Below are 26,707 nucleotides of genomic sequence, written 5' to 3'. Positions count from 1 at the left end.
ATAGTTTGAAACCCCATTTACTTCTTATTGATGCGCTTAATTTAATTAGGCGCATTTACGCCGTTGACGCAAATCAAAAACATCACAGCGATGAACAAATGATACAAACGTGCTGTGCACGTGTAGCTCATGCGTGTAAAAAGCTTTTAGATACAAGCAATGCAACCCATGCGATTGCGGTATTTGATGGTGACAAAAGCTGGCGTTATCATTTTTATAAAGACTACAAACACTCCCGTGCCCCAATGCCTCAAGTGCTAAAAGATGCCTTAGAGCACTTTAAAACCGCAATAGAAGAAACCGGTATTGTTGTATTTGAGCCTATTAACGATGAAGCCGATGACATTATTGCAACGCTTGCGTTTAAGGCATCAAATAATCAAATAGCTAATACTGTTGTTTCTACTGATAAAGGCTTTTTACCCTACTTAGGCCCCTACATTACAGTTTATGATTACTTTAAAAAACTCTATTTAGATGAGACAAGTATAAAAGAGCGTTTTGGTGTTGAGCAAAATAAGCTCGTTGATTTTTGGGCTTTGGCTGGTGATAAAACAAATGATATTCCGGGAGTAAAAGGAATAGGTACTAAGTCTGCGCAGCAAATAGTTAATAACTATAATTCAATTGAGCATGCCGCAGAAGATGAGTCTCTAAGCCCGAGTATTAAAGCAAAGTTAGCCGCTAATATGGATATGTACGTAATCTCAAAGCACTTGGTTAGTTTACGCACCGATATAAATTTAGGCTTTAGTTTAAAGCAGTTAAGACTTAATTAGTCGCAAGTTAATAGCCTCTAAACATTACAAAACGTATACTATTATTAGTTACCGGAGTCAGAGTAAACCATATTGAAAAAATTTATCCGATATTTAATCTTAGGTTTAGGGCTATATGCACTGATAGCAGCGTTGGTGATCACTTTTTATAAAGACGATCCTCAGGCTATGATCTGGCAAGACCGAGAAGCTTTTAATAAACGTTATATCGAAAAACTATCACTTGAGCAGCCAACAACACTAAATACTGTGCTTGATTATTTAGGCAGCCCCGACCTTACTTATGCCAAACGAGATGGTGAACAGGTATTTCAGATTGTTTTTTACCGTACACAGCATAAAACATCTGACGGTATAACCACTATGGATGAATGTACTGGGTTATTATTTAAAAATGGGCAGCTATTTTTATGGGGTCCTAGTGCATATAATAAATATCAAGAACAAAATTAGGTGAAGGTTTAATGGATGAAGCTGTTTCAACTACTTTAGAGCAGCTGCTTAATAATACGCAGCTGTTTTTAAGCTATTATAACAATAAACAAAAATGGACAGCCTTATACCCCATGGCAAGTAAGCTAGCTGAGCAATATAGAGTGCTCTATAGTGAACAGCCATTCGCATTACAAGCTCGTTTAACACTTTATAATCCTAATTATTCTTATGCCACCAACTTAGTTGTTAGTCAAAGTGTAATAACCGCTGCACTTTGTAAATCTCAACACTATAACAATGCCCTAAGCGAGCTATACATAGCGGCTTCACTCATTGAGCATTTATGTGTTGGAACGCAATTAAACAAGCTCTGTGAGCAAACACCTTTTCAAGACTCTGATAAAAACATATGGAAAATGCGTCATCAGTTAGCTGCTAAAGTAATGTTATCCAGTGGCGATTCTGCCAAACCCGTTACGCAATTATTAGCTAAGTTAAGTAAATATAAACAAGCATTGGTAAGTGCTCCTAAAATAATGCTTTACGATGGGGGCATAACACTAATTGCTTTAGCAAATATTATTAGTATGAACATTACTAGTAATACGGCTAATAAACACATGAGTTTATTTAAAGCACTTACTGACTTGTATATTCGCACACCAAATTTGTTTGCACTGCAGCTAATCAAATCACTTATAGCTCATTTGGGGCCACTGTTACCGGGAAGCCGCGTTTTTTATGCCGAGCAAACCATGATTTATTTAGCGACTGATGCGCAGCAAAAACATATTTTAATTAGTACCGCTAATCCAAATAAATTGGCTTGGTTTAGCGTTAAAGCAACCCTTAACGACAACCCAAAACAATGGCATTGCGCTGATAAAACCATTAGCTTCAAAGTGTTTAACAGTGAACATGTTAAGTCAAAAAGTGTGGTTGGCGTTGATAAAGCACAGTCTTTACTTGAACTAATAAGTAATATTAAGTCACAGCACGAATATAGCTATAAAGGGCTAAGCCAGCTAATGGTGGCTCACCCTCAGGTAGTTGCTAATTTATGTGAGGCAGTAAAACCTTATAATAAGGAGCATCAAGCCGCTAAAGACTTAAAGCATAGCTTATCGATGGTCGGTTATTATAATGCGCCTGCGATAATTCAAAGAGTTGTTTTTGAGCAATTAGTTAATGTTACCCCACACCCTCTGCAAGCCTACGTTACTAACAGATTAAATGGTTTAGTGAAAATAATGGCCTTATTAGTCAGTAAAAATAAACATGACCAGTTTGAACACATTACATTACCTTTATATGCTTATGCTCATTTTTTATTAACGCAATGCAGTACACAGCTTTCTCGTAAAACGCTGATTGACGACACACCAAATAAAACATTGAGTGCCCCTATTTGCTCATTTTTTGGTGTGGATTCAATTAATAACGAGCAACTAACGCAACAGCTTACTCATTTATTAAGTGACAACCCATGGACAACGGCACTTTTAGAAGCAGAGCAAACACCTAAAAAACACTTAACTGATTCTCATAAACTCTGGATCACACTTAAAATTGTTGCACAGAGTGTTTTTAAACCAGAACTTGCGCTAACAGCGTGGCAACTGCAAACATTAAACGAACAGCTGAAAATACTAAATTGGCAAAACCCAACTGATTTTAATCAAAAATTAGAATCTCTCGCGTTATTTAATAGTATTTAATTTATGGAAACCTATTTAACGTCTTTATACCCATTATAACTTTGGTGTATACCCAGTATTTCTTGTATAAACTAGCAAAATGGGTGATAAGTTGATATAAATGCGCCCTTAAATTTTCAAGCACGTTCACATAAATGATCTAACAAGCGATTATCCTCTCAGGGTAATAATTTATGTGCAAATCAAACTCTTTAAAGGAAAAGTCAATGGCCAAACAAACCATCACAGTGATCAAAGGCGACGGCATCGGTCCGAGCATTATCGACTCAGCACTTGAAATATTAAAAGCCGCAGGTTGCGACTTTGATTATGAATTTGTTGATGCTGGCCTAGCTGCACTTGAAAAAACAGGTGAGTTACTTCCACAAGACACGGTTGATACAATAGCTAGAAACAAAATCACTCTTAAAGGCCCATTAACAACGCCTGTAGGTGAAGGTTTTACGTCTATTAACGTTACACTTCGTAAGCAATTTGGTTTATACGCTAACGTACGCCCTGTTAAATCATTTGTTGGCACTAAAGCACGTTACGACGATATTGATATCATTACTATTCGTGAAAATACGCAAGGTATGTACTCAGGTGCAGGCCAAATAGTAAGTGAAGACGGTAATGAAGCAGAAGCAAAATCGATAATTACGCGTGAAGGCGCAGAAAAAATCGTAACTTTTGCATATGAGCTAGCGGTACGTGAAGGTCGTAAAAAAGTAACTGCTGTTCATAAAGCTAACATTTTAAAATCAACATCTGGTTTGTTTTTAAAAGTAGCACGTGAAGTAGCTGAGCGTTACCCACAAATTGAATCAAATGAAATGATTGTTGATGCAACGTGTATGAAACTGGTAATGACACCTGAAGAGTTTGACGTAATTGTTACGACTAACTTATTTGGTGATATTTTATCTGACCTTTGTGCTGGTTTAGTTGGCGGTTTAGGTATGGCTCCAGGTGCTAACATTGGTGAAGACGCTGCAATTTTTGAAGCTGTACACGGTAGTGCACCAGATATTGCTGGCAAAAACCTAGCTAACCCAACATCTGTAATTTTAGCGTCTATCCAAATGCTTGAGCATTTAGATATGGGCGATACAGCAGAGCGTATTCGTAGTGCTGTTGCTGATGTAATTAAATCAGGCGACCGTACAACTCGCGATTTAGGCGGCAGCCACGGTACAACTGATTTCACTCAATCAGTAATTGACCGTTTATAATTAATATTTGTTATTAATTTAAATAGCCCGCTAATTTAGCGGGCTTTTTTTATTTGTTAATTAAGCTTATACCAACCTGGTGTATTTATGCAGGTTAGTATTAAACCTAAATAAACTTAACAGTAGTAATCCTAATAAACCTGCCAATGATCCGCCACTTGAACCCGAACTACTTTGTTGCTTTTGCACTGTAAGAGATAACTCTTTAGTAAAAGTATCATTGGTTTGAGTATCAGTAACATTCAACGTTACATTAAATGTCCCGTCAGTTTGATAAGTATGCCTTGGGTTTTGTAAGTTTGATACCGCACTGCCATCACCAAAATCCCAACTGTAAGTATAACTATTAAAGCCGCCGGTTACTTGCGCATTAAATTGAGCGCTTAAATCATTTACTGTAACGTTTGCGTCTATGCTAAGCGGAACAGTTGCAGTTACATCAACCGCTTTAGTTTGCTCCGTGCCTTCGTTATCTGTCACTGTAAGCGTTACTTGGTAATCACCAGAGTATAAATAATTATAAGTGAGCGATTGCGTCGTTAAAGTACTTCCATCCCCTAGCTGCCAATTATAAGTATACGGTGCGACTCCACCTGTAAACGAAGCTTGAGCTGTTAATATTCCTTGGTTTATTTCATATTCAATTTCATTTACAGATAATGGCTCAACTAATGTAACTTGAGCTACAGCTACTTGCTGTGAAGTATCATTACTTGCCATAAACTCAACGCTATAGGTGCCATAGTCTTGGTATTCATGAGTAGGCGTTAACTCTGTGCTTGAGCTACCATCGTCAAAATTCCACGTAAATTTATCCGCAGGCGTGAGTGCAAAACCTTCAACATTAAAATTAACGATTAAACCTGTTTTAGTAAAATTAATTCCCTTAGTAACATTGTAATTAAGCTCTACTTCTATGTCTTCACTGTCTACTGACTGGCTTATAATATTAAACCCAAAGCCAACCTGTGGAAGCACAACGCCCGATGGCTGTTGCGCTGAAAAGCTATAGTCGGTTTTATCAGTAAACTCTGTAATAGCTGATAAATCATCATCACCTAACCCAGCTCGCTGTGGATATAAACTAAAAGCAGCATCACGAATTTGAATTGCTGAAGCAGCCGGAGTTTGCGTACTGCCTTTATTTATCGAGCGCTGATCAGCATCTACCACTAATGCAAAACCACTACCTGGATGCTCGGTAGTGTTATTATCTGCTTGAGATTCATTGCTGTACCACAATAATAACCCCGGTGAGTACTGCTCTGCTTGCAAACTACTGTCAACGCCAGTGTATGAACGCAATTGTAAATAGTAATGTGATGGCGATGCATATGTGTAACTACCTATTTTTTCAAAGCCATTAAACTCAGTGTTAATTTGATCTTGTGCATTATTTTGCCAAATTAAGGTATCACTTTGCTCAATACGCATATCATCCACAACAAAACCATAATAATGTGTGTTCGCATCTGTTATGTATTCAATTTTTAGATCAATCATTTGCCCAGCATAAGCTGATAAATCAAACTTATGGGTTAAATAGCCGTTAGGTTGCTTAGCATCACTATTAAAAAATGAATCACCTGATATATACGGACCAATGTCACCATAGTATGGGTTTATTGCTTGCGTATAATTACTAGCAATAGGCTCCCCATTTACTTTTACCTGTACTAAATCATAGTCGCGCTCAATACTGTAATAAGCAATAAAGCTTAAAGTAAGTGCCTCAGTCGTGTTTGGTAGCGTTACTGTATTAACTAAGCTTTTACTAACATTGTCGCCCGTATTTGAATAGTATTGAAAATCGCCTTCTACTGGCGTTTTAAATTTTTCGAGTCGAGATGGCAGTGTTATTTTTATTTGGCTTTGCTGCTGTGAAGTACTCGCAGTATTAATTAATGTTTGCTGTGCGTTAGCATCTATCTCATCCATATCAAGCGTGAGCTGATTAACCCAATTACCCTGGTATCGATTTTGTAAATATTCAAGCGCATAAGGGCTAAACATAACAGGCTCAGAGCCTCGTGGAGAACCTGCCCAACTTCCTGTCGACATAACTGACCAAGACGCGACAGGCTCACCTACCGTGTTAGATTGTAAGTCGTATTCATCTAATAATCCCAAGTCATGCCCAAACTCATGCACCACCACGCCAATCCCAGCATCAATTGGATTAATTGTGTAACCAGAGAGCTTAATACTGCTGCCTGCAATCTCGCTCGGCCCGCTATTTTCATCAAATACATAGTAGCGGTGCGACCAAATAGCATCAGTGCTTAGGTAACCGCCACCTGCTTCCTCGCCAATACTTGAATGAAAAATCATTACATGGTCAATAATGCCATTGGGTTCGTTAATAATTCCATCGCCATCTACATCATCTAAATCAGTTAAATCATAGTCCGTTAAATTAATATTAAACTTTGCAACCGCCTTCTCCACAGCCTCTTTGACTAAAGCGGGCGCATTTTTATCACGTGTACTGCCTTGGCGTTCACCATATATTTTTGCATTGTTATCAGCGGTTACCCAGCCATATACCTGCCCGTTAAAGTTTAAGCTATTACCAGACGCTGCTTTATAATAATCAGCAGCCGTTGATATGCTTTGTCCATCAGGGCCCGCATAACCTTCAGTATTAAAAAGCATTTGCTGATAGTGTTCAGTTGAATAATCAGCGTAAAACATATCTGTGTCCTGCTCTACAAGTCGATTATCGTCATGTTTGAGGTCAGGAAAATCAATTAAGATAGCTAACACTTTTACATCATTAACGCTTTGATCAGGCACTAACGACGTTGAAAAAGCGGCTTGTTGTTTATTTGTGTTTGAAAAATCCGTAGAGGAGGATTTAAATTGCCTAAAGCCATTTTTAATTGAGTGATTGGCAACGTCTTTGTTACTCATATATGACTTAAATGAACTATCTAACTCACTAGAGGATATTTGGTCTCTTTTTTTAAGCCAATATAAAATACGTTCTTCGTTAGTTATACCAACATCATGCGGGCTTAAATTATTAGCCGCTACTATAGGGCTTAATAGCGTAGTTAAAAGCGCAATTAACGTCACTTTTTTCACTGTATTTTCCTCAAACATAATTATGTAGTAATCATACCTAATAATAGAAATTTAAACATGCGATAAAAACATATAGTTAACATGTGCAATAAAAGTTAATGGTCTTTCACACTCTTTTATAACTAAAATCAAACACACAACCTAAAACGCATAATTTCTGCTAGTTAACTCAGTTAAATACAGCATTTCTGCAGATTTAAATTAAAAAAAACTACAAAACGAATTTAAAATGCAAAAAACCACTTTCAAGGTTGACATAAGGGTTCAAAACCCTTAAAAATAAACCTATACAGAATTTTTAATTTAAAAGCAGTGTTTTGCTAAGTAGAGTAAAAACTATGAACACACAAATTAACCTTTTAGTCGTACTCGTACTGGTCTTAGTTATAAGCCCAGCGGGGATGTATTAAAAGGTGATACTGCTTTTTAAAAACCCTCGCACTACGCGGGGGTTTTTTTATGCATAAAAAAAGCGCACAGAGGAATGAGGATGAGCAAACAAGAATATAATGGCTCTGAACTAGTAGTTCAGGCATTAAAAGAGTTAAAGGTAAAATACATATTTGGCTACCCCGGTGGTTCGGTTTTAGACTTATATGATGCACTTTTTCAGCAAGATGATATTGAGCATATATTAGTACGTCATGAACAAGCTGCCACACATATGGCTGATGGTTATGCTCGTGCTACTGGAGACGTTGGTGTTGTACTTGCAACCTCAGGCCCTGGCGCTACAAACTGTATAACGGGTATTGCAACGGCCTACATGGATTCAATTCCTATGGTTGTATTATCAGGCCAAGTGCCTACAAGTTTAATTGGTGACGATGCATTCCAAGAAACTGATATTGTTGGCTGTTCTCGCCCTATAGTTAAACACAGCTTTAACTGTAGAAGTGCTAAAGAAATCCCAACAATCTTAGCTAAAGCCTTTTATATAGCCAGTACAGGTCGTCCTGGGCCCGTTGTAGTTGAGCTTCCTAAAGATATGCTTAACCCTGCTATAAAGTTTGAATACGAATTTCCTAAAACAACAGAGCTAAGAACATACAGCCCTAATACTAAAGGGCATTCAAAACAAATTCGTAAAGCGGTAACAACTATTCTAGAGGCCAAAAAACTGGTTATCTACTCTGGCGGTGGTATTGTTATTTCAAATACGTCAGAGCAATTAACGCATTTAGTTGAATCGTTAAATGCACCCATTACCAATACACTAATGGGGCTTGGCGGCATATCAGGTGTACATCCAAACTTTGTAGGTATGCTAGGCATGCACGGTACGCTTGAGGCCAACAAAGCAATGGCAAACGCCGATGTGATTTTAGCGCTTGGTGCTCGTTTTGATGACAGGGTAACTAATAACGTTAAAAAGTTTTGTCCAAATGCCACAATTGTACATGTAGATGTAGATCCAACTTCAATTTCAAAAACAATCAAAGCGCATATACCGGTTGTAGGTTGCTTAGCAACAGTACTAGAACAACTACAAACGGGTATTGATAAAAGCCCAATTAAAATAGATCGCAGCGCGCAAGAAGATTGGTGGCGCCAAATTATCAGCTGGCGTGAACAAAAATGTTTAAGCTACAACACAGATGGCGACAAAATTAAGCCACAAGCCGTAATTGAAGCTGTTTATAAAGCCACTAATGGCGATGCTTACGTAAGTTCTGACGTTGGTCAGCACCAAATGTTTGCAGCGCAATATTACCCATTTAAGCATCCTCGTCAGTGGATAAATTCAGGCGGCCTAGGCACTATGGGCTTTGGTTTACCTGCTGCTATGGGCGTAAAATTAGCCTTTCCTGATAAAGAGTCAGTGTGTATTACAGGTGATGGCTCTATTCAAATGAATATTCAAGAGCTATCTACCTGCTTGCAGTACAACCTAGCTGTAAAAGTTGTATCACTCAATAACCGCTCTTTAGGTATGGTACGCCAATGGCAAGATATGGTTTACGGCGGTCGTCATTCATCATCTTACATGGACTCACTGCCTGATTTTGTTAAGTTGGTTGAAAGCTACGGGCATGTGGGTATTAAAGTAAACACACTTGATGAGTTACAACCTGCAATCGATAAAGCTATGAGCATAAACGATCGTTTAGTCTTTTTAGATATTCTTGTAGACGAGAAAGAACATGTATACCCAATGCAAATCAAGTTAGGTGGCATTGATGAGATGTGGTTACGTAAAGGAGTAAAAGCATAATGCGTCGTATTTTATCTATTCTATTAGAAAACGAACCAGGTGCACTGTCGCGTATTGTTGGGCTTTTTTCACAACGTGCATACAACATTGACAGCCTAACTGTTGGCACAACTGATGATCAGTCGTTATCACGTATTACCATTACCACCATGGGTGATGACAGAGTGGTTGAGCAGATCACAAAACAAGTTAACAAATTAGTCGACGTGCTTAAAATTATCGATTTAACAGAAATGAGTCACATTGAGCGAGAGTTATTGCTTGTTAAGGTATTTGCTCAAGACGAGACGACTCGTGCAGCGGTTACCCGCGTAGTTGATGTGTTTCAGGGTGTTATTTTAGATATGGGCCGACAAAGCTATAGCCTGCAACTAGTGAGCAGTACAGACAAAATAGAATCGTTTTTAGACACACTTCGCCATGAAACCGATATTATTGAAGTTGTACGTTCTGGTGCTGTTGGCATTGGCCGAGGCGATAAAGCCTTAAAAGCATAAATTTATAATATAAAGGCATCAATTGATGTCTTTATTAAACATAAAAAAAAAGAGCTAAATAGCTCTTTTTTTATTTTAATTCGTTAAACCTATTAAGGGTTTACTTGGTCTTTAAGACCTTTACCTGCTTTAAAGCTTGGGATAGTTGCCGCTGCGATTTGGATCTCAGCACCCGTTTGTGGGTTACGGCCAGTGCGAGCTGCACGTTCTTTTACTGAGAAAGTACCAAAACCAACTAATGCTACTGAATCACCTTCTTTTAAAGAAGAAGTTACAGCACCTGTAAACGCGTCAAGAGCACGAGTAGCAGCGGCTTTAGAGATTTCTGCATCAGTAGCAATTTTTTCAACTAATTGAGCTTTATTCATTGTTAGATTCCTATTCGTTATTATTTTGCCTTCGCAAAACCTATCTTTATGCATTTTTAAAGAGTTAGCAACAGCAAATTGCATTTTTTGCTTAAATTCTTAAAAAATGAGTAAAATTTAAATAATTCTCGGTAGAATACAGCGTGTTGGGTTAACAAAGACTTAATTTGAGTACAATTTTGGCGCAAGTTAAGCAACTGGGTAAATAAGCTATATTTTTTCGATAACTAAGGTCACTTCCCCGACCTCGACTCCAAACTTAACAATAGATGTGCGGTTTATCAAGCGCGATTGTGTAACCAGGTACATCCAATCGTCAAAATTCACTTCTAAAGTACTGCCATCGTATGGAAGCTCTACATCATAATTCCAATGAAATACGCTGCCGTCACTTTTGCCTTTTGCTGTACCTATAACATCAGCTGCTGTCCCCGTTAAACTATTGTCTTCATTTAACGTTATTTTCCAGATTCGCTTTTGGGTTTCGCCATCATCATAAACAAAGTCTTCTTCAATAACGCCCTGGTTACCGTCCCAAGTCGCATTCATATCTACGACAAGCTTTCGGGTCAATTCGCCTTTAAAGTCTTGTACAACACCATAGGCTTTCAAATTTCCGCTAAAAAACGTTTTAAAGTCGAAATTTGGCGATGTATTTTTATAATGTTCAACATTTGGTGCCGAACAGCTAATTAAAAGTAGAGCCGAGAGGCTCATAACAGCTGCTTTTAACGTGTTTAATATGTTCATATTAATTCCCTAATAATTGCTTTCGTAATTTTGGCTCAGAGGTTTTTTCATCAAGCCAAATAGCTAAAAAATCACTCGAAAATTGAGGTTCATCAATTTCACCCATTTTTTCATCATTATGATAAAAAGTGCTCATACCTTGCTCATTTGTCACTAATGTTAGTGAGTCACCCTTTTTTATATCAGGCCAAATAGACAACAATTTACTGTCGTATTTATCTGCCAGCCCTGTTTTTCCAAGATGTTCCCACTGCTCATTTGTTGCTTTTACTATTTCTTTAGCGTCAAAGTCACGTAAATAGGTAAGCTTAAACTTAACAGGATGTGTTCCTGCGCTGTAATTACCTGAAGGGGTAAATAGCACAGCGTCATATACATCCCAAAATAAATACTCCATTCGTGCTTCGCCTACTTTATTAAATTGTGTGTTAGCTAAAACAATTGAAGTGGTAAGCAAATAAAAAGTAACTGCCTTTAGTAAAAATTTCAAAATAAGCTCCCTTTGAGTCAATGGGTAATGTTACGAAATAGAAATTGTGGAAGATCAGCGATTGATGAATAACTTGATTTTTTGGTTTATGAAAAGAATAACAGTAAACACTGTAGACCAAAGCGCCCCGTAAACGAGCCAGAATTGCCATAAAGGTAAACCTAAACTTATTACTTCAAATCGCGCTCCAGCCCAATAACTTGCTGGCGCAAATGCCATACATACCAAAAAGGCCTGCCAAAGCTTTAATTTACTCAAAAAAACCATTGAGGTATTTAAAGAAAGTAGTAATGCAGCCCATAAAAACACGAGCCATAGAGGGAAGGGATAAACTTTAAATTCTAACAAGCCTAACTTTACCGCTATAAATTCTAACAATAGTGCTAAAGGTAGGGCTTTAATTAATAGTAAGGAGTCTTGTTTTTTCTGCTTTGACAAACAAAACATTAAAACAATAATCAAGCCACTAAAAAGTAGCGAATTGGCTTCAAGCAGCAATGATAAAAACCACACTGCTTGAAATAAAACAAAATTAGTAACCGAGCGCAATATCATCGTTATCACTAGTAAAACGAGGTTTACGCGCCATTAAATGTACCGTACTTGTTGCTCTGGCTCTAAACGCACCTTCACAATAAGCAAAATAAAATAACCATAAACGATAAAAGCGTTCATCAAATTTAGAGCGGTCTAAATCAGGCCAGCTTTTTATAAAACGAGTTCGCCAATCTGCTAATGTTCTTGCGTAGTGAGCACCAATATCATTAACAGTATGAATAACCATATCGGTATTATTTTTAATCTGCTCACTCATTTCGTTAAGCGATGGCAAACATCCGCCCGGAAAAATATACTGCTGAATAAAGTCAGAGTTTTTTAAGTAGTGCTTATAACGCTGATCGCCAATAGTAATTGCTTGAATAAGCATGGCGCCATCGTCTTTTAGGAGCTCACCACACTGAGTGAAAAAGCTCGGCAAATAATCATGACCCACTGCTTCTATCATTTCAATAGAAACAAGCTTGTCGTATTTACCTTTTAGTAGTCTGTAGTCGAGCTTAAGTAATGTTATTTTACTTTCAAGACCAAGTTCAACAATCTTGTTAGCTACATAATCATGTTGCTCATCAGATATGGTTGTTGTTGTTACATGGCAACCGTAATGTGTGGCTGCATATATAGCAAATGCCCCCCACCCTGTACCAATTTCAATTACTGAATCATTTTTTTGAAGCTCAACTTGCTCACAAATGCGTTTAAGCTTGTATTGTTGAGCCTCTTCAAGTGTCGCTTCTTTTGTAGGATATACAGCACTTGAGTAAAGCATTTCTTTACTTAAAAATGATTCGTACAAATCATTACCTAAGTCGTAATGAGCAACAATATTTTTCTTAGAACCCGATTCTGAATTTTTGTTTTTTATGTGATTAAATCGGTGTGCGATATTACTAAAAAATGCGAATTTTTTTTCAAACTCATCGAGTTGCTTTTCGTTTATAGCAAATATCTCAATAAATGAAGTTAAGTTGTCACAAGACCAATGCCCCAAAATATACGCTTCGCCAGCGCCAACGCTTCCAGATAACGCAAACGCTTTATACATAGCTTTATCATTAACTGTTACTGTTGCTTTTAACGCAGACGATACATCACCAAAAACTGTGCGCTCATTTCCTTCAATTAAAACAACTTGACCTGTTTCAATTGACGAAAAGGCTTTAGTCACTAATTTTTTATATATATTAGTTAACCAACTAGTGCTTTGTTCGCAATTTAAGCTCGACACTTTATCCATTAAAATACCTATTAATTGTCCTGACTACCTATGTGCTTTATGGCTTACCTGAGTGACCTAAAAAAGGCACTCGCTTTATAAACAACTTTAATGCTTGATAATAAATACCTTTGAAAATAGACCATGTCATGGCCGGAAAACGTTTAAACAACTTATTAATCTCTTCGTTAGTGAGTTCTTTACGTTTCAAGCGAAGTGTTGCATCAAATAATAACTCTTCATTTCGCTTATTTTCAATGTGTATCAATGTTTTATCAGGCGATTGTTTAACATGCCAATGATAGTTCATATCTAGATTCATAAAAGGTGATACGGAAAAAACCTTCTTAAAGTTCACTTTTTTTTCTAAAGGGACTAAATAATAATGACGTTCGTTCCATGGTGTATTACTCACTTCAGCTATCATGTACTTAAAACGGGTGTCGTTGTGGCCAAAAAAGTAAAAATTAACAGGGCTAAAATACACACCAAAACAACGAAACTGCCCTAGCATGTAAATATGAGAAAAGGTTTCAGTAATACCTAAATTGGCAAGTTGATCATGCGCACGCTCAATAAGAGGTCGTTTAGCAAGTTGTGAAGTGTCTTTAAGATAATCAGCTTCATTAAATTTTAACGCCTTTAAGCCTGACGTACCTAGGTGTTTATGCACACCATTTAGCTGTTGAGGATTATTTAAATCTACCCACATCATATACAAAGGGTAACTGAAACGATGTTCTTTAACAGCAAAACGGCGATGTTTTACATCGCCTAAATACACTGCACTAGTCAAATTCGACCCCAAGTTGCTTGGCTACATCTACACCACTGTGTACGCCATCTTCATGGAAACCATTGTACCAATAAGCACCACAAAAATAACTATTGTTTTGTCCATCAATACTGTGTTTAAGTTTTTGAGCAGCAATTGACTCTTGGTTAAATACAGGGTGATGATAAGTAAACTCGCGCAAAATTTTACTTTGGCTTATTCCTTCAAGATGATTAAGCGTTACACAAAACTGTGTATCCGATTGTATACCTTGCAAAATATTCATTTGGTAGGTAACAACAGCTGCTTTATCAGTGTTGTTATTAAGTAGGTAGTTCCAACTTGCCCATGCCGCTTTTCTATCTGGTAAAAGGTTTGTATCGGTGTGCAGCACAACTGAGTTTTCAGTGTAAGCTATTGCACCCAATACTGACTTTTCTTGCTCAGTCGCATCACCAAGTAGTGCAAGCGCCTGATCTGAATGACAAGCAAATATTACTTTATCAAACTTACTTTGCTCACCATTGGCAAACTCTATTGTTACTTCATCATTTTGACGCGTAACAGATTTAATATCTGTATTAAGTTTAATTTTATCAGCAAAACCTCTGATCAGTGGCTTAATATACTGACGAGAGCCACCTGGTACTACATACCACTGTGGTCTGTTTGTTACATCTAAAAGGCCATGATTAAAGAAGAACTTAACAAAAAATTCAACGCCTACATTTTCCATTTCTTTAATGCTGGTAGACCAAATAGCTGCGCCCATCGGAAGGATATAATGGTATTTAAAAAAGTCATTAAAGTGATTGTCACTAAGCAGTTGCCCTAATGATTGATCAGATTGGTAATCATCTTTTTCATGTAGTGCTTTACACAGTTTGTTAAACCTAACAATGTCGTACAATAATCGCCAAAACTTAGGTCTAAAAATATTACGACGCTGTGCAAACAGGCTTGTAAACGTATGGCCATTGTATTCAAAGCCAGTGGCTTCGTTATGAACACTAAAGCTCATTTGCGTTGTTTGTTTATCTACACCAATACGCGATAGTAACTTTTCAAAGTATGGGTAAGTTCTGTCATTAAATACAATAAAGCCAGTATCTATTGCGTATTTTATGCCGCATACATCAACATCAACCGTTGCAGTGTGGCCACCTATATAATCATTTTTTTCAAATACGGTTACATCGTAATGTTTATGAAGCAAATGCCCACATGTTAAACCAGATACACCAGTTCCTATTATTGCTATTTTTTTCAACGGGCTAATCCTTTTGCGATTTTAAGCCAAATTGGGAGTGGTAAAATACGTAATGCTTTTAATATAAGCGTAAAACGGTACGGAAAGTGAACATCTTTTCGGCGCTTATGTATTCCCTTAATCATATAGTCTGCGGCTTTTTCAGCGGTAACGGCCATAGGCATCGGGAAATCATTTTTATTAGTAAGCGGAGTTTTCACAAAGCCAGGGTGAACTAAAGTCACATCAACATCATCTAAATCAACAGCTAAGCTTTTTGCTAAGTAACTTACACCCGCTTTTGATGCACCATAAGCTTCTGAACGAGGTAGCGCAAGATAGGTAACACTTGAGCTGACCAAAACAAGCTGACCACCTGAATTTATTTTAGGAAGTAGCGCCTCAAGGCAATACCCCATAGAGAGTAAATTTACGTTTATTACACGCTCAAACAATGCACTATCAAAGTTTCGTGCGTCATCTATATATTCACAGTTACCCGCGTTTAAAATAACACGGTCAAAATGAGGAAAGCCAATAGTAGACTCTTTAATGTCTTGTAGATTAGTTGCATCAAATTTACATGCTTGAATATTGTCGTATTTAGCAAGCTCAGCGAGCTTTTCACTATTACGGCCACAAGCGATAACAGTGTCTCCCAACTGCGCATATTTAATTGCTAACTGCTCACCAATACCAGAAGTAGCACCCGTTATAAGTGTGATCATAATTAACCTGCCCTTTTATCAATTAGCTTTATAACACTACCAAGTAAAGGAATATGTTTGTACAGCAACTCGCCCACATTAAAGTAGTCTCTGTGCTTGATAATTTTGCCATTTTCAAAAATAAGCTTGCTATGACCTTCTACCGAAATAGTTTTACCTGATGAAAGCTTTGGATGTGCATAGTGCATAGTCCAATAAATAAAAGCATTGTTGCCGCTATTAAACGAATCGCTAATATCAAACTGACAATGCTTAACATTGCTATATAAGTTAGCAAAGTACCTGCGCAATTCTACAATGCCATTAATTTCATGCATTGGGTCTATAAACTGTATGTTGTCACAGTAAATATCACTCAATAAATCAAGATTAGTGCTATCAAGCTGTTGGTATATTTCAACAAATTTATCTACTGGTAACTGGTTATCCATATCACACCTTAAATGCAGCAAGTGCACGTTCTCGTGCCGCTTTATGATCAACTATTGCTGGCCAGTAACATTCCTTATCTTTACCTATTGCGGCTAAATAAGTGTGTGGAAAATGAATGTGTTTATCTGGCACGTTTTCAAGCTCTGGCAAATACTTACGGATAAACTTGCCAGTTGGATCAAAGCGCTCGCTTTGTCTGATAGGGTTAAAAACTCTAAAGTAAGGCTGAGCATCACACCCGGTACTTGCAGCCCACTGCCAGCCACCATTATTTGAGGCTAAATCGCCATCAATTAGGTGCTGCATAAAAAAGCGCTCACCTTCGCGCCAGTCTATTAATAAATGCTTAGTTAAAAAGCTCGCAACAACCATACGTAAACGATTGTGCATCCAACCGGTTTGCTTTAGTTGTAGCATTGCAGCATCTACTAACGGGTAACCTGTACGCCCTTCACACCATGCTGTAAATTCATTTTCGCTTTTACGCCACACTACGGCGTTATACTTTTCGTTAAAGTTATCACCGCGCGAAAGCTTCGGAAATTCAGCAATTAAATGCCTGTAAAATTCGCGCCAAACAAGCTCGTTAATCCACGTAAACGTTTTACTTTTTGACGTAGTTAAAATATCAGGATAACGCTGCTGAATATTAATAAGCAGCTGTTTTGTGCTTACAATACCAAGTGCTAAATACGGGCTTAAACCTGATGTGCCTTTTACGCTGGGTATATCACGCTGATCATCGTAGCTTGTAAGTTTGTCACATATAAAGTTATCGACCACAGTAGAAAGTGTTTCGTCGTCAACCGGCCACTTATCTGAGCATCCATCACTTTTTAGTAAGTCGCTTTCATCAAATTTTATTGAATCAGAAGTTAAAGGCCATTGAGGCAAACTAAAGTGTGTATCTTGATACTGCTTTAACCATGCTCGCTTAAATGGAGTAAACACTTTATACATTTCATTACTTTGGTTTTTAACCGTTCCGACAGGTGCAATTAAATCACCTTCGTACAAAGTAAAAGTAATAGAAAGCTCATCGCATTTATGCAAAATTGCTTTATCGCGGTTTACTTCATTAAGCTCATATTCTGTATTAGCAATTACGTGTTTTACATCGTTTGATTTACAAAAATCAATAAGCTCACGCGTACAATCAGAAAAGCTAGGCGCTTCAATAACATGTAAAGTAATGCCGTAATCAGCAAGCTGAGATTGAAGATAAGTAACTCGGCGCTTGAGTAAGTCAATCTGAATGGGCGCAGTTTGGTGTTGTTGCCACTGTTTTCCAGACACAAAAAAAATGGCGTGTTTAGCGCCATTATTTAGCGCTTGAATTAACGCTTCGTTAGAAAAAAGGCGCAAATCGCGCCTAAACCAAAATAATGTATCCATTAAATACCAAATCGTAGTTTTAAATCGTGAGGGTAAGGGTTAAAAAACACTTGTTTTTCAAGGTACTCATTTGGGTGAACCTTCAAATGATGTTTTAACAAGGTAAGTGGTACATACAATGGCACCAATCCTTCGCGGTATTCATCTATCGCATCACGAAGTTCTTGTTTTTCAACCTTCGATAAATCATTTTTAAAGTAGCCTTGTAAATGCATTAGGGTGTTGCAATTATTTCTGCGAGAAGCTGGCTTTTTAAGACCCGTCATCAAACCTAGGATATATTCATCAGCAACTGCATTTATATCGTCACCTACATAAGTCCCCAGCAGGTTACCCAAATCACGATAAGCTTGATAGTTATGAGCCATCAACAAGTACTTATACTGAGAGTGAAATTGAGTAAGCTTATGAACCGTAAGCGGCTCTTGTACTAATTTTTGCCAGTTTTTAAATACGTAAATTCTCATTACAAAGTTTTCACGTAAATGCATGTCGTTTAAACGTCCGTTTTCTTCACATGGCAATAATGGGTTGTGCTTCATTATTTGCTCAGCAAAAAAACCAACGCCTTCTGAGGTATTACCTGTTCCTGCTTCATTGTATATTTTAATGCGCTCCATGCCGCAACTTGGGCTTTTTGCACAAAATACAAATCCGCTTAATTCTTTAGCTTGTTCAGTTGCAACTTTTTTACCATATTCAGTAAGTTGTTGGCCTACTTCGCCGGTGCCATCTGGGCGGCATACTTTAATAGTATCGCCCACTTTAACCTGGCGAATAGTTGGACGAGGTATCGGTAAACCAACAGCTACTTCCGGACAAAACCGTGTGTATTCAACGTGTTTACCTAGCTCATCCATACAAAAATTTGACTTTTTATGTCCTGTGTCAAATCTAACTTTTTCGCCTGCTAAGCAGGCGCTTATACCTATTTTTATTATATCTGTATGCATATATTCTCTTAGTAAATCAAATTACCTATTGGATTTAGTAACTTGCTGAAGCCCTTATTAAAATGTAGCGCACTACTGACAACTGTAAAGCATAAACATCCATCTTTCGTTAAAGGTGTATGTTGATGACTACCATCTTGCCAAATAAAGTCGCCTGGTACGTAATTACCATCTTCATCACTAAACTCACCATCTAGTAGTAAAGTAACTTCAAATCCGGTATGTGTATGCTCAGGAATTTCGCCACCGGCATCAATATGTAGCAAGCTAGAACGCAGCGCACCATCATCAAGCGAAACGCGAGATCGTGCCAGTTTACCAACTTGTGTAAATTTGCTATGAGAAATACGTGTTAAAGCACGTGGAAGCTGATAGTTATGCTCATTCACTTTAATAGATACAGGCTCTACTTCGTAAACTTCATCAATAGAATCATCAGACATGATCATATCGAGAACATTTAGTTCAAATTCTTCAAGTAAATCAGATTTCTCAGTTTGAGGTTTCTCAAATTGAGCAGGCTCTTCACTAAATAATGCATTTGCATTACTTGCTTCAATTTTAGCTACTTTAGCTTGGCACACAGGGCACATGTCTACGTGAATAGAAACGGCTAAACTCAATGATGTAGCAAGTGATGCATCGCAATACTGTGTCAGTAAAGTTTCACTCGGGTGATGTTTAATCATGCTGATCTCCCATTTCGTTACGTAATTTTTGCAAGGCCAAACGTAACCGTGATTTTACCGTGCCTACTGGAATATTAAGTTGATGTGCAAGTTGCTCTTGCGACATATCTTGAAAATAAACGCCTCTTACCACTTCGCGTTGAGCAATTGGTAATTTGTCTAAATAACGCTTAATTTGCTTATCTTCTAAATGATCACTGTATTCGTGATGCGTATCTTGTGAGTCGTTTAGTAACGGCCAAATATCTTCGCTTATATTTTCTTCTTTATTACTTTTCATTTTACGAAGCATATCGAACGAAGCGTTACGCATAACGGTATAAACCCACGTAGTCGCAGCGCCTTTTTCACTATGATACAAATGTGCTTTACGCCAAACAGACGTTAATGTTTCTTGCACAAGCTCCATGGCTTGGGCTTCAACACCAAACTGCTTAATTCCAAAGCGTTTAATTTTTGGCGCAAAGTATTCAAATAAATATGAAAACGCTTTTTTGTCGCGTGATTGCGCAACATCTATAAGCGCTTGCATGAGCTCTTTACTCGGCGTTTCTGGCATGGCAGTGTACTTACCTGTATTAGGTTCACAACGTGGTGACTGTTGTTGACTTACCATAATAATTTATCCCGTTATTGCTTTTGTATTAAGTAATACGGGCAATAATTAATTTAGGATCATAAAATTTAGGCAAATTCGTTATTAATCACAGTATGGAGGAAATTCAGTAAGTTATCAAAATTCGTTTCAAACGCAAGTTGCTGTTTTTTCTCAATAGAAACAGGTAGGAGTTCAAGCCAACGTGCTGCAATCCATGGAAGCTTGTCAAAATGAGTTTTCTTGTACAACAAATTAAGTTCCGGATTACCTTGAAACACGTTTTTAAGCGCATCGTGTAATAGGTAATGTTCACCAATTTGATTGTTAGAATCTTTGTACCAATACGGCGTATTACAAGGCGATACTAAGCCGTGACGTAATTCGTCTTCGTCTTGATAAACATCATTAATTTGCACATTTTGCGATGCAAATACATCAATTAATAATACATCGTTATCGTCTTGGTCAAAATCAATAATATCAACAAGGCAACCTTGCGCGCTTATATTAAAAGGCGTGTCATGCTCAAACGTACAAAGCACAAACCCTGTATTATTTTTTAATGCGGTTTTAACCATATTTAAGTAGCGAGGCTCAAATATGCGTAATCGCGTATAACCTTCAGGTAACATAAAAATGGGTAATGGAAAAATCGCACGTTTCATAAAGTCTACTTATTTCAAACACTCTGCCTTTATTTACGTGCGCTTTTGCTAAGTCGATCAGCTTTGTATGAATCGAATTAATTACCAGCTATATAATTGGCTAAAGATTAAACCAACCTCCCATAGCTTTAAACACTTGAACCGAGTAATAAGCGCTAATCATACTGACTACGGGTGCTAACATTAATGCAAATAATCCAAGTTCACTGCTCATCGTTTTAATCCTTTAAATAATTTATTTTACGTTTTTTATACTAGTGTCAGTATTTTTAAGCGTTGTGCTATCTGTTAAAACGGGCTCATCTAATAACCCCTCTAAAACAGTTTTAGCATCAAAATAAAGCGTTTCCTTTAGTGATTTTTCAAGCTCGATTGTGGTTTGCTTAACATAGCTTGCTACACTTTGAGTTAATATATCAGTTACATCTAGGTCCACTTCTACTGCATGTACTTGCGCAGAACCTAATACTAATAAACTTGCCATAGCGATTTTAATTGAATGTTTCATAATGGTATTCCTTGTTTGTGTATTGTTTAGACGTAGTTATATACTCAAGGGTTGTGCCAACATAAAAATAAATCTTAACCAATTGTAATTAAACAACTTTACACGCATTACTTTAATTTAAAAAATTCATCTCTCGTTAATTTAACCATTTAATTTAATTTTTTGACTACTTTTTAGTTAATAAATAAAAGGATTTAAAGGTATTAATACCGTCACACTAAATACATTTAGCGTTTATAAAAACGTCATATCTACCCGCTAAAGTGCACACCACTATAAATAATTCAAAAAGTGCAGTATGACTCTTTCATCACGTCGAAATTTTTTAAAAACCTCAGCAGCAAGCATATTTACCGTCGCAGTATCGAGTGCCATTACAGGTTGTGCTCAAACATTAATAAACAAACCTCTATCGGCTATTGAATTTAAACACGGTGTAGCGAGTGGCGACCCGCTTAGTCATGCTTTAATAATTTGGACACGTGCAACTCCTTCTCAATCAAATTTTGAAGTTACTGTTGCTTGGGAGTTGGCAAGTGACTCTCAATTTAAAAACATTATTCGTGGCGGGCGCGAACAAACAGATAAAAGCCGAGACTTTACAATAAAAATAGATGTACAAGAACTTGCTCCAAACACAGAGTACTTTTATCGTTTTATAGGTTTGCAAACACAAAGCCCTATAGGCCGTGCTAAAACACTACCAATAAATAATATTGAACAAATAAAAATGGCTGTTGTGTCGTGCTCAAACTACCCTGCTGGGTACTTTAATGCCTACACAGATGCCGCTAAGCAAAAAGATTTAGATGTGGTCCTGCATTTGGGAGATTACATTTACGAATACCCAATGGGCGGATACGCTACCGAAAATGCTGAAAAAATTGGCCGCCAATTAGCAGCCGATAACAGCGGTGAAATTATTACCCTTAGCGACTATCGTAAGCGCTATGCCATTTACAGAACAGACCAAGGCCTTCAAGCACTTCACGCTGCAGCGCCTTTTATCGCAATATGGGATGATCACGAAGTTACTAACGATACCTATAAAAGTGGTGCTGAAAATCATACCCCAGATGAAGGTGACTTTTTTAAGCGTCGCGCAGCAGCTATTCAAGCCTATTACGAATGGCTGCCAATTAGACCGCCTATGGGCGAACAAAGCCCGCAAATATATCGCACCTTCGATTTTGGTAATTTAATAAGCTTGCACATGCTAGATACGCGCGTAATAGCACGCGATAAACAACTCGCTTACAGCGACTATAAAAACCCCGAGACCAAGCAAATGGATGTTGCGCGCTTTGCCAGTGATTTAAATAATCCAAAAAGGCAGTTACTAGGTAACACACAACTAAACTGGCTTACGAGTGCAATAACTAAATCAAATGCAAAGTGGCAAATATTAGGCCAGCAAGTATTGATGACTAAAATGTGGCTACCTACTGAAATATTCTCGCAATCCGATCGCACTAAAATACCGCAGGTGTTAAAAGAGCTTGTTGCCATTAAAAAAGCCGTGTTAGCAAATAAAGCGGTAACACCCGCGCAACTCGCACGCGTAAATACTTTAATGCCTTACAATTTAGATGCGTGGGATGGTTACCCAAGCGAGCGCGAAGCATTATACAAAAGCGTTACTGCATTAAATAAAAAGTTAGTTGTGGTTGCAGGTGATACGCACAATGCGTGGCATGGCACATTAAAAAATGCAAAAGGCGAAAGCGTAGGAGTAGAGTTTGCAACACCAGGTGTTACATCCCCGGGTATGGAGCATTATTTAGCGCTTAATACAGCACAAGCAAAGCAAATGGCTGACTCGCTTTCATTGCTAATAAACGACTTAAACTATTGTGACTTATCACACCGTGGATATATGTTACTGACGATTACTAAAGAGCAAATCACAACCGATTGGCGCTATATAGATAACATAAACTCTCCAAGCTACAACATTGCTGCTCAACACCAAAGTGTTTATAAAGGCTAATACTTTTAGAAAGAAGGTAAATGTATTATTTACCTTCTTTGTATATTTTATAAAACGTGCTTAATTACAAGTATAAAGAAGCGTCCACGAAGCATCACTTCCTGGAAGGCTATTTGTATACCAATTTGCGCTGTATGCATTGCCTTGATATTGCATTTTATCGTCGGTGTTATTGTGAGTAAACGGGCCACCTGAGTAATCTTTGTTCACCCAATTAGGGTATGTATTAATGCCATTACAATCGGTTGAACTTACAACACTGCATCCATTTGTATCAACACTTGTACCAGCAGGTGTATCTGGGCACTGATCAATATCATCATTCACTCCATCGTTATCCGCATCGCTTTGTGGTTCAACTACTTCAACAACACAACCTATATTATTAACAGTTTCACCTGCAGGTGTATTAGGGCATTGATCAACATTATCGCTAATACCATCGGCATCGCTGTCAGTTACTGCACAACCAATACTATCAACCGTTGTACCTGCGGGAGTATTATTGCACTGATCAAGGCTGTCACTTACGCCATCCCCGTCGCTATCTAAATCAACATTGCTACTACCACCACCCCAACCTTGAATGATCTCTTTAACTTTAGAGCCTGACGATGTTAGTGAATTCCAACTACCGCCTGGAGTAAATAACGATGCACCTTCGTTTTTATCGTTTAAAGCCCAGTTAGCGTGGCTAATATTGTTTGTTTTAAAAAATGCCATCCATGCATCGGTTTCATTGATATTAACACCCCCATTGCCATCAGCATTAACTGTTCCCCACTCTGTGGCGAATAGTGCAATGCCGTTATCGAGTGCTGTTTGTGCTTTATTTCGATACGATTGACCATGCGTGCCAGCATAAAAATGCAGAGTGTAAGCAATATTGGCACGATCAATTGGGTTTTGTGATGCCACATCAACATCTTGTGACCACGTAGGCGTACCAACCACAATTAAGTTATCAGGGTCGATTGCTCTAATTTTATCAATAACTGTTTCTGCGTAAGGCTTAATATCGTTAACCCACGAGATTTGTAAAGGCTCGTTATAAATTTCATAAATAACATTGTCGTACTGCCCATATTTGGTAGCTACGTCTTCAAAAAAGCGAACTGCAGTTGCTTGATCGGTATGTGCTTCATGGCTATGAAAATCAATAATAACGTACATATCTTCGCTAATAGCTGCGTTTACAACAGTATCAAGACGGCTCATATTGCCCTCCCAATCAAAGTTCAAACTACCACCAGTACTCGTACCATGACCAATAGCTGCACGAATTAATGTTGCATTAAATTCAGTTTTTGCCTTTGCTACTGTTTCTGCTGTATAAAATTTTTCAGCGCCCCACCCCGTGTTACTCCAAAATAGGCTAGGTCCTGCAAAGCTTGTGTTTTCTCCGCCCGCAAGAATTTGATTCCCACTCACCGTTAACTTCTCAACAGCGGCATTGGCCATTGTTGAGCATCCTAATAATAAAGCTAACGATAAGCTCGCCACTTTAAAATCCTTTCTTTTGTGATTATTTGAACTGTTATTCATCGTATTTCCTTAAATTGAAATTATCAGTCGTCATTGCTTGACGTAATAAATTGATAGCAAACCAATACTTAATAGCTAAACAAAGTTAATTTGGCGAGCAGAAAGTATCATTTATTTATTAACATTAAATGAATAAAAAGGTACAAGGAGAAGGATTTCAATTAACTAAATATCAACAAGTGAGCGATTTAACGAGGTTTGAGGATTTTACTGGGTATATACAGGCATTTACACGATATTTACATGGTGCTGGCAAAAAATCTCGGTTACAAAAAATATGTATAAAAATGAAAAGGCGGTAATAATAATTATTACCGCCATCAATAATAGCTAAATATCAGGGTGAAATATTAATAAGCCAACCAAACCGAGTTCTGATTAAGTGGCTTATTTTTTAGTGGGTAGCGCTTTTCTGCCCAAACGGTATGCATCCATCATGCTCAGCACCCAAATTATAATCATTAAAGGTAAATACTTATATTCAGCGAGTTTAGCGCAGGCGTCAGAAGGTTGTTGCGCGGCTTTTAAAATGGCCGTAACCGACATGGGGATTTTTCCGTGTACAATTTCATTTGCAGTACACTGTGCAATCGCAAATATATCTTGAAAGGTTAAAATTAAAAAAACAGTAAATACACCCGCAAAAATAGCGCCTATTAGGTGTTTTTTTAAAGAGAAATGCCCCGCTCCAGGATAAACAATGGCGGTAAGTAAAGCAGCTTTTAGATCTTGTTTCATGGTTATTTCAGCTCGTAATATGTATTACACTAGACACCAACATAGTGAATTAATTCTCTTTAAAATCAAGTAAAAGCTAAAGTAGCGTATCAAATAAAGTTATTTAGAATTACTCACAGCTAAGATTGAAACCTTCAGCGTACAGTTGTACACTGAAATTAATTCCAATAGTGGTAGGAACAGTTATGTCGTTAGAAGCGCCTTATTCCCGTAAAGAAGAGAAATTAAACGTAATCAGCCATGCACTTGGTATTGTATTTGCCGCATTTGTTATGTGGGATTTATTTAGCCAAGCCACCAGCACTAAAGCGTATGTAAGTACTGTAATTTATGGCAGCAGTCTATTTGTACTGTTTTTGTCGTCCACTTTGTACCATGCCAGTATTCAACCGCGCTTAAGAGCCTTTTATAAAAAGTGCGATCACTGCGCCATATACTTATTAATTGCCGGCACCTACACTCCCTTTTTATTAATCTCATTAACCGGTGCTTGGTCATGGGCCACACTTACATTTATTTGGGCGGTGGCACTAGCAGGCGTTGCGTACAAAGTATTTGTAAAAAACGGTAATAAAAAAATATCGCTCGCCACCTACTTGCTCATGGGCTGGTTTGCTCTGGCTATTGTATATCCGCTTTATTCAAGTGTTGATGTAAAAGCACTTTACTGGCTACTTGCCGGCGGTATTTTTTATAGTTTAGGCACTTTTTTTTACAGTGCTAAAAGCACCCAATTTAGCCACGCTATTTGGCACTTATTTGTTATTGCTGGGTGTGTTTGCCATTATATTTCAATTAGTAATTATGTTTATTGAGCTGGTATAGCCATTTAAAATGGTCAGGTTTGAGCGAGAAGCGGTCATTCAGATTGGCTAAATATAGTAGTAAATTGATTGGTCAAACTGCTTTTTGCGCATATATTCATGAAAATGAGCGACGCGCGCATATTGTTCTATTTAACTTTTCTTTAAAGTCTTAGAAAACTTAGTGATAGTAATACCTTAGGTTATTTGTTAAAACTATATCATGCAGAAAAATGAGCGTAGCGTCGGCAGAAATATACGCGATGAGCGCACTATTAAATTGTTGAACTAAGCCGCTACGCGGAGATCCTA

26 protein-coding genes are annotated in these 26,707 nt (G+C 37.7%); 8 read left to right on the top strand and 18 right to left on the bottom strand.

The genetic code is table 11. From position 1 onward, the window contains the following. Window positions 1-5 precede the first annotated feature (5 nt). The 4 genes from xni (at window position 6) to GQR38_RS19165 (ending at window position 4,146) form a co-directional block, all read left to right on the top strand. Window positions 6-779 (top strand): flap endonuclease Xni, encoded by a 774-nt coding sequence (gene xni / locus GQR38_RS19180; protein WP_007580680.1) that lies wholly within the window; start codon window positions 6-8, stop codon window positions 777-779. Between the two features lie 69 nt (window positions 780-848). Continuing rightward, window positions 849-1,232: a DUF3192 domain-containing protein gene (locus GQR38_RS19175; RefSeq protein ID WP_024591078.1), complete on the top strand. Its 384-nt coding sequence runs from the start codon at window positions 849-851 to the stop codon at window positions 1,230-1,232. 11 nt (window positions 1,233-1,243) lie between these two features. Next, on the top strand, window positions 1,244-2,932 hold the full coding sequence (locus tag GQR38_RS19170) for a hypothetical protein (protein ID WP_165722962.1): 1,689 nt from the start codon (window positions 1,244-1,246) through the stop codon (window positions 2,930-2,932). 206 nt (window positions 2,933-3,138) lie between these two features. Beyond that, the gene (locus GQR38_RS19165) at window positions 3,139-4,146 is read left to right on the top strand and encodes an isocitrate dehydrogenase (protein WP_007580684.1); all 1,008 of its coding nucleotides are present in this window, start codon (window positions 3,139-3,141) and stop codon (window positions 4,144-4,146) included. A gap of 66 nt (window positions 4,147-4,212) precedes the next feature. On the opposite strand, the gene GQR38_RS19160 is transcribed toward GQR38_RS19165, so the two are convergent. Further along, entirely contained in the window at window positions 4,213-7,233 is a 3,021-nt protein-coding gene (locus GQR38_RS19160; RefSeq protein ID WP_165722963.1) for an immune inhibitor A domain-containing protein, read from the bottom strand. A 490-nt stretch (window positions 7,234-7,723) separates the two neighbouring features. On the opposite strand from GQR38_RS19160, the gene GQR38_RS19155 reads away from it, so the two are divergent. Both GQR38_RS19155 and ilvN read left to right on the top strand, forming a co-directional pair. Beyond that, window positions 7,724-9,448, top strand: coding sequence for an acetolactate synthase 3 large subunit (locus GQR38_RS19155; RefSeq protein ID WP_010552970.1), 1,725 nt, complete (start codon window positions 7,724-7,726; stop codon window positions 9,446-9,448). Beyond that, window positions 9,448-9,945: an acetolactate synthase small subunit gene (ilvN, locus tag GQR38_RS19150; protein WP_007580691.1), complete on the top strand. Its 498-nt coding sequence runs from the start codon at window positions 9,448-9,450 to the stop codon at window positions 9,943-9,945. Before GQR38_RS19155 ends, ilvN begins: the two co-directional genes overlap by 1 nt. A gap of 92 nt (window positions 9,946-10,037) precedes the next feature. Here ilvN and GQR38_RS19145 read toward each other — a convergent pair whose 3' ends face one another. The 15 genes from GQR38_RS19145 to GQR38_RS19075 all read right to left on the bottom strand — a co-directional run bounded on the left by GQR38_RS19145 (window position 10,038) and on the right by GQR38_RS19075 (window position 21,319). Then, window positions 10,038-10,313 carry an HU family DNA-binding protein gene (locus tag GQR38_RS19145; RefSeq protein WP_002962474.1) on the bottom strand — a complete coding sequence of 92 codons (276 nt, stop codon included), beginning with the start codon at window positions 10,311-10,313 and terminating at the stop codon, window positions 10,038-10,040. A gap of 210 nt (window positions 10,314-10,523) precedes the next feature. Further along, the gene (locus GQR38_RS19140; RefSeq protein ID WP_010552971.1) at window positions 10,524-11,063 is read right to left on the bottom strand and encodes a DUF3833 domain-containing protein; all 540 of its coding nucleotides are present in this window, start codon (window positions 11,061-11,063) and stop codon (window positions 10,524-10,526) included. 1 nt (window position 11,064) lies between these two features. After that, a complete protein-coding gene (locus tag GQR38_RS19135) occupies window positions 11,065-11,553 on the bottom strand; it encodes a chalcone isomerase family protein (RefSeq protein WP_010552972.1) in 489 nt (162 codons plus the stop codon). Between the two features lie 54 nt (window positions 11,554-11,607). Then, entirely contained in the window at window positions 11,608-12,108 is a 501-nt protein-coding gene (locus tag GQR38_RS19130; RefSeq protein WP_007580697.1) for a DUF2878 domain-containing protein, read from the bottom strand. Next, window positions 12,086-13,348: a cyclopropane-fatty-acyl-phospholipid synthase family protein gene (locus GQR38_RS19125; protein ID WP_165722964.1), complete on the bottom strand. Its 1,263-nt coding sequence runs from the start codon at window positions 13,346-13,348 to the stop codon at window positions 12,086-12,088. The genes GQR38_RS19130 and GQR38_RS19125 overlap by 23 nt, the downstream gene beginning before the upstream one ends. Window positions 13,349-13,385: 37 nt before the next feature. After that, a complete protein-coding gene (locus tag GQR38_RS19120) occupies window positions 13,386-14,123 on the bottom strand; it encodes a DUF1365 domain-containing protein (RefSeq protein WP_165722965.1) in 738 nt (245 codons plus the stop codon). Then, window positions 14,116-15,372: an FAD-dependent oxidoreductase gene (locus GQR38_RS19115; RefSeq protein WP_165722966.1), complete on the bottom strand. Its 1,257-nt coding sequence runs from the start codon at window positions 15,370-15,372 to the stop codon at window positions 14,116-14,118. The genes GQR38_RS19120 and GQR38_RS19115 overlap by 8 nt, the downstream gene beginning before the upstream one ends. Beyond that, entirely contained in the window at window positions 15,369-16,079 is a 711-nt protein-coding gene (locus tag GQR38_RS19110) for an SDR family NAD(P)-dependent oxidoreductase (RefSeq protein ID WP_024591087.1), read from the bottom strand. The genes GQR38_RS19115 and GQR38_RS19110 overlap by 4 nt, the downstream gene beginning before the upstream one ends. Before the next feature lie 2 nt (window positions 16,080-16,081). Beyond that, complete coding sequence (locus GQR38_RS19105) at window positions 16,082-16,510, bottom strand: nuclear transport factor 2 family protein (protein ID WP_007580706.1); 429 nt, start codon at window positions 16,508-16,510, stop codon at window positions 16,082-16,084. Between the two features lies 1 nt (window position 16,511). Next, window positions 16,512-17,906, bottom strand: a complete 1,395-nt coding sequence (gene phrB, locus GQR38_RS19100; RefSeq protein WP_165722967.1) for a deoxyribodipyrimidine photo-lyase — start codon at window positions 17,904-17,906, stop codon at window positions 16,512-16,514. Further along, window positions 17,906-18,859, bottom strand: coding sequence for a DUF523 and DUF1722 domain-containing protein (locus GQR38_RS19095; protein WP_165722968.1), 954 nt, complete (start codon window positions 18,857-18,859; stop codon window positions 17,906-17,908). Before GQR38_RS19095 ends, phrB begins: the two co-directional genes overlap by 1 nt. Window positions 18,860-18,867: 8 nt before the next feature. Beyond that, on the bottom strand, window positions 18,868-19,548 hold the full coding sequence (locus GQR38_RS19090; RefSeq protein WP_024591091.1) for a ChrR family anti-sigma-E factor: 681 nt from the start codon (window positions 19,546-19,548) through the stop codon (window positions 18,868-18,870). Next, entirely contained in the window at window positions 19,541-20,164 is a 624-nt protein-coding gene (locus GQR38_RS19085) for a sigma-70 family RNA polymerase sigma factor (RefSeq protein ID WP_010552978.1), read from the bottom strand. The genes GQR38_RS19090 and GQR38_RS19085 overlap by 8 nt, the downstream gene beginning before the upstream one ends. A 68-nt stretch (window positions 20,165-20,232) precedes the next feature. Next, entirely contained in the window at window positions 20,233-20,811 is a 579-nt protein-coding gene (locus GQR38_RS19080) for an LON peptidase substrate-binding domain-containing protein (RefSeq protein WP_024591092.1), read from the bottom strand. Window positions 20,812-21,046: 235 nt separating this feature from the next. Next, window positions 21,047-21,319 (bottom strand): hypothetical protein, encoded by a 273-nt coding sequence (locus GQR38_RS19075; protein ID WP_165722969.1) that lies wholly within the window; start codon window positions 21,317-21,319, stop codon window positions 21,047-21,049. Window positions 21,320-21,617: 298 nt separating this feature from the next. On the opposite strand from GQR38_RS19075, the gene GQR38_RS19070 reads away from it, so the two are divergent. Beyond that, window positions 21,618-23,309 (top strand): alkaline phosphatase D family protein, encoded by a 1,692-nt coding sequence (locus tag GQR38_RS19070; protein WP_165722970.1) that lies wholly within the window; start codon window positions 21,618-21,620, stop codon window positions 23,307-23,309. Between the two features lie 60 nt (window positions 23,310-23,369). On the opposite strand, the gene GQR38_RS19065 is transcribed toward GQR38_RS19070, so the two are convergent. Continuing rightward, a complete protein-coding gene (locus GQR38_RS19065; RefSeq protein WP_165722971.1) occupies window positions 23,370-24,854 on the bottom strand; it encodes a cellulase family glycosylhydrolase in 1,485 nt (494 codons plus the stop codon). A 387-nt stretch (window positions 24,855-25,241) separates the two neighbouring features. Next, window positions 25,242-25,592, bottom strand: coding sequence for a hypothetical protein (locus GQR38_RS19060; protein ID WP_165722972.1), 351 nt, complete (start codon window positions 25,590-25,592; stop codon window positions 25,242-25,244). A 185-nt stretch (window positions 25,593-25,777) separates the two neighbouring features. Between GQR38_RS19060 and GQR38_RS19055 the strand changes: the two genes are divergently transcribed. Beyond that, window positions 25,778-26,407 carry a hemolysin III family protein gene (locus tag GQR38_RS19055; RefSeq protein WP_165722973.1) on the top strand — a complete coding sequence of 210 codons (630 nt, stop codon included), beginning with the start codon at window positions 25,778-25,780 and terminating at the stop codon, window positions 26,405-26,407. Window positions 26,408-26,707 lie beyond the last annotated feature (300 nt).

This window comes from Pseudoalteromonas sp. c7(2019), from assembly GCF_011378625.1.
GTDB classification, from domain to species: domain Bacteria; phylum Pseudomonadota; class Gammaproteobacteria; order Enterobacterales; family Alteromonadaceae; genus Pseudoalteromonas; species Pseudoalteromonas arctica.
Note: the sequence above shows the minus strand (reverse complement) of the source record. Positions and strands in the feature narration are given on the sequence as shown.